General features: G+C 71.1%; 7 protein-coding genes and 1 pseudogene. 4 read left to right on the top strand and 4 right to left on the bottom strand.

Annotated elements, in window-relative coordinates; translation table 11 throughout:
* Window positions 1–343 (top strand): annotated as a pseudogene (locus FV223_RS17850) (penicillin-binding protein); the annotation flags it as partial.
* Window positions 344–426: 83 nt separating this feature from the next.
* On the opposite strand, the gene FV223_RS17845 reads toward FV223_RS17850, so the two are convergent.
* The 3 genes from FV223_RS17845 to FV223_RS17835 all read right to left on the bottom strand — a co-directional run bounded on the left by FV223_RS17845 (window position 427) and on the right by FV223_RS17835 (window position 1,895).
* The gene (locus FV223_RS17845; RefSeq protein WP_147728280.1) at window positions 427–1,002 is read right to left on the bottom strand and encodes a hemerythrin domain-containing protein; all 576 of its coding nucleotides are present in this window, start codon (window positions 1,000–1,002) and stop codon (window positions 427–429) included.
* 63 nt (window positions 1,003–1,065) lie between these two features.
* Window positions 1,066–1,446 (bottom strand): glutathione S-transferase N-terminal domain-containing protein, encoded by a 381-nt coding sequence (locus FV223_RS17840; RefSeq protein WP_147728279.1) that lies wholly within the window; start codon window positions 1,444–1,446, stop codon window positions 1,066–1,068.
* Between the two features lie 80 nt (window positions 1,447–1,526).
* Window positions 1,527–1,895, bottom strand: coding sequence for a DoxX family protein (locus FV223_RS17835; protein ID WP_147728278.1), 369 nt, complete (start codon window positions 1,893–1,895; stop codon window positions 1,527–1,529).
* Window positions 1,896–2,054: 159 nt separating this feature from the next.
* Here FV223_RS17835 and FV223_RS17830 point away from each other — a divergent pair, with 159 nt between their 5' ends.
* Window positions 2,055–2,435: a helix-turn-helix domain-containing protein gene (locus FV223_RS17830; protein ID WP_147728277.1), complete on the top strand. Its 381-nt coding sequence runs from the start codon at window positions 2,055–2,057 to the stop codon at window positions 2,433–2,435.
* Window positions 2,436–2,797: 362 nt separating this feature from the next.
* Complete coding sequence (locus tag FV223_RS17825; protein ID WP_147728276.1) at window positions 2,798–3,958, top strand: alpha/beta hydrolase; 1,161 nt, start codon at window positions 2,798–2,800, stop codon at window positions 3,956–3,958.
* A 9-nt stretch (window positions 3,959–3,967) separates the two neighbouring features.
* Here the strand turns inward: FV223_RS17825 and FV223_RS17820 are convergent, their stop codons facing one another.
* Window positions 3,968–5,437 (bottom strand): AMP nucleosidase, encoded by a 1,470-nt coding sequence (locus tag FV223_RS17820; RefSeq protein ID WP_210246687.1) that lies wholly within the window; start codon window positions 5,435–5,437, stop codon window positions 3,968–3,970.
* A 170-nt stretch (window positions 5,438–5,607) separates the two neighbouring features.
* Between FV223_RS17820 and tsaA the strand changes: the two genes are divergently transcribed.
* Complete coding sequence (tsaA, locus tag FV223_RS17815; RefSeq protein WP_147728281.1) at window positions 5,608–6,114, top strand: tRNA (N6-threonylcarbamoyladenosine(37)-N6)-methyltransferase TrmO; 507 nt, start codon at window positions 5,608–5,610, stop codon at window positions 6,112–6,114.
* Window positions 6,115–6,160 lie beyond the last annotated feature (46 nt).

The following is a 6,160-nucleotide window of genomic DNA, read 5'->3' as shown; positions in this document are numbered from 1 at the left end:
CGCCGCGCCGGCCGCCGGCCCCGAGGCGCGCGGCGTGCCCGAGGTGATCGACACCGGGACCCTGTCGTTCCGCGGCCGCACCGTGCGGCTCGCCGGCGTCGACGGCCAGGGCGGCCACCTCGCCCGCCAGCTCGCGCGCTACCTGCGCCGCCGCGAGGTGGTGTGCGCGCCCGATGCCGGCGGAACCCAAGGCACCCGCTGCCGCATCGACGGCGACGACCTCGCCGCGCTGATCCTCTCGGCCGGCGGCGCCCGCGCCAGCGAGGACGCGCCGCCCGACTTGCTCGCGGCGGAGGAGCAGGCGCGGTCGGAACGCACCGGGATGTGGGGCGGGCGCCGCTGAGGAAACGTGCCGGCTTACCCGGGGCCTTGCATGCGATCCGGGCCCGCGGCGATCGACGAAGCGCTCCGGTTGGAGGCGGCCGTTCATAACGCGTTGTAGAACCCGATCGCCTCCTCGAGCTCGCGCTCCTCGTAGCCGAAATGCGAGATCACGATCTGCTCGAAGGTCTCGTAGATCCTGCCCAGGGCGAGGGCGTAGTCCCGGCGCGGATCCACGGCGATGGCGCGCGCGATCTGCAGGATGCGTTCGAGCAGGGCGTGAACGGTCCGGTGCTCCGCGCCGAGGCGGTCGAGGACCGGGCTCATGCTTGCGTCCTGCCTGATGGCCGGAAAGACGCTGCCTTCCTCGATGTCGTGATGCATCTGGAGCATCTGGCATTGTTGCCCGCACAGGTTGCCGAACGCGCGGAAGTTCGCGACCATCGACAGGGACGCGACGCCCTCGGACACGGCCTCGACGGTGCCGGTCCCCGACCGGAACCGGTCGAGCGCAGCGCGGACGGCGGCAAGCTCGGCGAGGTGGTGCCGGTGATACAGGCCCAGGCGCCGCCCTCGGGCGCGTTGCATCGGGGTGACGCCGGGGATGGCCGGTGCCCTGGGCCGGGTCGCGTCGTCCAGGAAGGGGATCCCTTCCAGGGTCAGGATGGGTTCGACCGTCATGGCGGGCAGGCTTTCGCTTCGGAACTCGTGGGAAGGGCGAGGGACCGGGTTCGCGCCTCCGCGTCAGCCCGCCGGTTGGCGCCTCTTCAGCTCCATGTTCTCGCGGTAGAGCAATTGGAGGCTCTTGAAGACGCCGGCGAGATACGACGCGTAGGTCGGCAGGGTGTCTGCGGCGACGCCCGCGCGTGTCGCGAAATGCGCGACGATGGCATCGGACTCGGCGGTGAGGACGCCGGGCGTCAGCTCGGCCGTCGGATAGGCGACCCGGGTTCCGGTTCGTGCGAGAAGGCTGCCGATCGCCTTCTGCTCCTTCGTGCCTTGGACGAACTCCCGCAAGGTCACGTGGTCGAGCTGCCCGGTTTCCAGGAGGAACAGGCGGACCTTGAAGCAGAACGGGCAGCCGGCCATCAGGTAGATGACGGGCTTGAACGGGGTATCGGTCATCGTCGGGTTTCCTGTTCGATGCGGGCTCGAAAGGTCGATGCGGCCGGAGCAAACGACTTCAGCCGCTATCCTGAGAGGCATCAGCACAGCCGGGCGACGGCGAGGCTCGCGACCAGCAGCAGGATCGCCGGCGCGGGCGAGGACGGCAGCACCGGGAGGTGGGCGAGGATCGCGCCTGTCATGTTCGCCGCGAGCCAGACGGCACCGAAGAACCCGTAGCCCGGCACCAGGAGGGTCGCGGCTCCGACGACTTCGATCACGCCCGTGACGATCCTGAGCCATTGCCCGAGGCCGATCTGATCGAAGAACTGGATCATGATCGGAACGCCGCCGCGCCTGGCACCGCCGGTTTCCAGGAAGGCGACGACGAGCAACGCCGTCAGGATCGGGACGGTGATGTCGCGAGCGCGCGCGGGCGCAGCTGCAGGAGCGACGAGGGTCTGCGACATGCGCGATCTCCTTGCTGGACGGTGAAGCCGGAGCGATCGCCGGTCGCGCGCGCCGATGCATGGGGTTCCGTCTCGTGCCTCGGTTTCGCTTAGTGACCGGGTCATGATATGAATTCGCGGAGCCGTCGCAAGACGGCACAAACCGGATACCGAGGTTACATGGATGTGACCGCGTCCCAGCCGAAGCACTCGCCCGAGTGCCTGCGCGTCTCGCAACTGCTGTCGCGCATCGGCGACAAGTGGACCGTGCTCGTGATCATGCTGTTGCGTGAGCGCGCGTGCCGTTTCAGCGAACTCAAGCGCGGCGTCGACGGGATTTCGCAGCGAATGCTGGCCCTCACGCTGCGCCATCTTGAGCGGGACGGTCTGGTGACCCGGACGGTGACGCCGACCATCCCGCCGCGCGTCGACTACGAACTCACGGAGATCGGGCATTCCCTCGCGGAGCCGATCCAGGCGCTCGGGCGATGGGCGTTCGACAACCTCGCCCGGATCGACGCCGCACAAGCATCGTACGATGCGCGCGCGGAGGCGGCCTGACGCCACCCCATCGCACCCGTGGATTCACTGGCGTCGGTGACGGGCTCCGTCAGCGCTCGACGGCGTCCCCTGCGGCATGATCGGACGGCGCCGGGACATGCGGCGCGTGCTGTGGCGTTCACCGCGCAGGATGTCGAGGAAGCCCGATGCGAGCGGAAACGGAAGGCCCCCCGCTGCCGCATCGGCGGCGGCGACCCCGCCGCGTTGATCCTCTCTGCCGGTGGCGCCCGTGCCTTCGAGGGTCGGGTTCGGCGACAGACGGCCGTCGCCCTATCGGTCCGCGAGCCAAACGGCCTGACGCGGTCGCCGGCGGCTGCTAGCGTCCGATCCGACGCGAACAAGAACGTCTGCGGGAGGTCACGATGCGGAAACCCGTCCTGGGTCTCGCCTGGGCGCTGCTGAGCTTCGGGTCACCGGCTCTGGCCGAGCCTGCGCCCGACCATCCGGCGACCTTCAAGCCGGCGCAGCGCGAGGGCTACTTCTTCGTCGGCGGCGCCTACGAGACGGTCGCGGGCAAGGATGCCGCCGTCGGGCAGATGTTCGTGCAGTATCACGCGCCGGTCGAGGTGGCGCAGCCCTATCCCGTGGTGATGGTGCACGGCACGGCGCAGACCGGCGTGAACTTCCTCGGCACGCCGGACGGGCGTCCCGGCTGGGTCGATCGGTTCGTCGAGAAGGGGTTTGCCGTCTACGTCGTCGATCAGGTCGGCCGCGGCCGGTCCGGCGACGATCCGGACGCCTACGGCCCCTATGCGCGGCTCGCGCCGAACGACCTGGAGACGATCTTCACCGGGCAGGAGCGCTTCGACCTGTTTCCGCAGGCCAAGCTTCACACCCGCTGGCCGGGCGGGGCCGGCGTGAGGGGCAACGCGGCGTTCGACCAGTTCTACTTCTCGCAGGTGCCGTTCATCGCCAGCGCCCTGCGCAGCGAGGAGCTCGTCGACCCCGCGCTGATCGCGCTGCTCGAGAAGATCGGGCCGTCCGTCCTGCTGACGCATTCGCAGGCCGGCGTGTTCGGATGGGCGGTGTCGGACCGGCGCCCCGACCTGGTGAAGGCGCATGTCGCGGTCGAGCCGAACGGGCCGACCTTCTACGACATCCGCTTCAAGGGGGGAGCGGACTGGTACGAGAAGGTCGGCGAGGCGCGCGCCCGGCCCTACGGCATCACCCGCGTGCCGCTGACCTTCGATCCGCCGGTCTCGACCCCGACCGACCTCGTCGTGGCGCAGTCCGAGGCGCCGCTCCGTCCCGGCCAGATCCGCTGCTGGCTCCAGGCCGAGCCGGCACGCAAGCTGCCGAATCTCGCCCGCGTACCGGCCGTGATCGTGACGGCCGAGGCCTCGTTCCGCGCGACGATGGACGACTGCACCGGTGCCTTCCTCGAGCAGGCGGGCGCCAAGCCCGACCGCTTGGCGCTGGCCGAGCACGGCATCCACGGCAACGGCCACATGATGATGCTGGAGACCAACAACGGCGGGGTCGCCGACGCGATCATCGGATGGATCGCCGGCAGGCTGAAGTAGCGGCGCGGCCTACCGGAACGGCGGCTCGTCGAAGCTGCGCAGCTTGCGCGAGTGCAGGCCGTGGCGGTCGCCGCGCAGGATGTCGAGGGCGGCGAGCCCGATCAGCAAGTGCTCGGCCACCGCTCGCTCGTAGAAGGCGTTGGCCGCGCCCGGCAGCTTGATCTCGCCGTGCAGCGGCTTGTCGGAGACGCAGAGCAGCGTGCCGTAGGGCACCCGCAGGCGGTAGCCCTGCGCGGCGATCGTCCCGCTCTCCATGTCGACGCCGATGGCGCGGCTGAGGTTGATCCGGCGGCGTTCCTGGCTGAAGCGCAGCTCCCAGTTGCGGTCGTCGTAGGTGACGACCGTGCCGGTGCGCAGGCGCCGCTTCAGCGCGTCGGCCTTCTCGCCCGTGACCTGCGCGGCCGCGGCCTGGAGCGCGAGCTGCACCTCGGCGAGCGCCGGCACCGGAACGTCCGGCGGCACCAGCTCGTCGAGGATGCGGTCGCGGCGCATGTAGCCGTGGGCGAGCACGTAGTCGCCGATGGTCTGCGATTGCCGCAGGCCGCCGCAATGCCCGACCATCAGCCAGCAATGCGGGCGCAGCACCGCGAGGTGATCGGTGATCGTCTTCGCGTTCGAGGGGCCGACGCCGATATTGACCAGCGTCGTGCCCTGCGCGGTGCCGTCGGCACCTTCGGACGCGAGATGGTAGGCCGGCATCTGGAAGCGGTGCCAGGGCGAGGCGGCCATCAGCGCCGCCGGGTCGGCGGAGGCGGCCTCGCCGCGCGTCACGGTGATGCCCCCCGGCATGACCAGCTTGGTGAAGCCCTCCGCGCCTGAGGCGAGGCGCTCCAGCCCGTGGCGGACGAACTGGTCGACGTAGCGGTGGTAGTTGGTCAGCAGGATCCAGGGCTGGACCTCGCGCCAGTCGCAGCCGGTGTAGTGCACGAGGCGACGGAGCGAGTAATCGACCCGCACGGCGTCGAACAGGGCGAGCGGGCGCGGCTCGTCGGCCATCGGCTGCCAGGTCCCGTCGGCGATCTCGTCGCCGACGAGCGAGAGCAGCGGCACCGGGAACCAGGTCGCGAGCTCGGCCGGGCTGACGCGTCCCGCGCCGAGGTCGGTGCCGGGCTCGAGCACGTAGGAATACGGGATCTCCTGCGCGCTCAGGCCGACCTCGAGCCCGACCCCGTAATCGGCCACCAGCGGCTCGAGCTGCGCCGTCAGGTAGGCGCGAAAGTCGGCGGGGCTGGTGACGGTGGTGCTGTAGGTGCCCGGCGCCTGCATCTTGGCGGTCGCGCGGCTGATGCGCGGGACCGGGCCGGCGGGCCGGTAGGTCACGCGAAGCTCCGGGTAGCGGAACTGCAGCCGCTCGGCGGCGTCCGGCGGCTTGCCGCCGTCCAGCGTGCGGGTCAGCGCGGTGCGCAGGGCCTGGGTCGCGCCGGCATGCAGCTCGACCAGCCGGTCGACGGCGGTCGCGACGTCGGCCACCGCCTCCATCGGGCGCAGTTCGTTCTCGATCACGCGCGTTCCCCGTTCAGATCCTGCCTGGCCCGTCCCGCCCGGCTCTACACCCCGGCGCCCGTGCGCGCGAGACGGGGCTTGCGGTCGGCGTCGCGTTGCCCGAAAGCCGGCGGATGACCGATCGGGATGCCAAGAACGCGACCAGCATGGACGCCGCCGGCGACGCGTTCGCGCGCCGCGCGGGCGAGGAGGCCGTCGCCCTCCCCGATCGCGCCGATGCCGGGCTCCACTTCATCGGCCGCATCCACACGCCGTGGACGGTTCGCGGAGACTGCCCGAAGAACGGGTTGCAGACCGACGCGGCCTGCACCGTCGCGGTCGATCCGCGCTACGCGCCGGGCCTGCAGAACGTCGAGGGCGCGAGCCACCTGATCCTGCTGTACTGGATGGACCGGGCCGAGCGCGGCCTGCTGGTGCAGCGCCCGCGCCACGCCGACGGCAGCCGCGGCACGTTCTCGCTGCGCTCGCCGGCGCGGCCGAACCCGATCGCGCTCTCGGTGGTGGAGCTGCTCGGACGCGACGGCGCGACCCTGACGGTGCGCGGTCTCGACTGCCTCGACGGCACCCCGCTCCTCGACATCAAGCCCTACTACGCGACGACCGATTCCCGGCCCGACGCGACGGTGGACCGGGCCGGAACCGCCCGCGCATGAGGCGCCGCGTCGTCGCCGGCCAGGAAGACGTAGTCGGCGGGCGCCT

It is taken from the genome of Methylobacterium sp. WL116 (assembly GCF_008039455.1).
Classification (GTDB): Bacteria; Pseudomonadota; Alphaproteobacteria; order Rhizobiales; family Beijerinckiaceae; genus Methylobacterium.
The sequence above is the reverse complement of the archived record's forward strand: the minus strand, read 5'-3'. Positions and strand labels throughout refer to the sequence as shown.

Bases quoted from the DNA above. Each gene is read 5' to 3' on its own strand.
- FV223_RS17845 (WP_147728280.1), bottom strand. From the start codon at position 1,002: ATGACGGTCGAACCCATCCTGACCCTGGAAGGGATCCCCTTCCTGGAC.
- FV223_RS17840 (WP_147728279.1), bottom strand. From the start codon at position 1,446: ATGACCGATACCCCGTTCAAGCCCGTCATCTACCTGATGGCCGGCTGC.
- FV223_RS17835 (WP_147728278.1), bottom strand. From the start codon at position 1,895: ATGTCGCAGACCCTCGTCGCTCCTGCAGCTGCGCCCGCGCGCGCTCGC.
- FV223_RS17830 (WP_147728277.1), top strand. From the start codon at position 2,055: ATGGATGTGACCGCGTCCCAGCCGAAGCACTCGCCCGAGTGCCTGCGC.
- FV223_RS17825 (WP_147728276.1), top strand. From the start codon at position 2,798: ATGCGGAAACCCGTCCTGGGTCTCGCCTGGGCGCTGCTGAGCTTCGGG.
- FV223_RS17820 (WP_210246687.1), bottom strand. From the start codon at position 5,437: ATGGAGGCGGTGGCCGACGTCGCGACCGCCGTCGACCGGCTGGTCGAG.
- tsaA (WP_147728281.1), top strand. From the start codon at position 5,608: ATGGACGCCGCCGGCGACGCGTTCGCGCGCCGCGCGGGCGAGGAGGCC.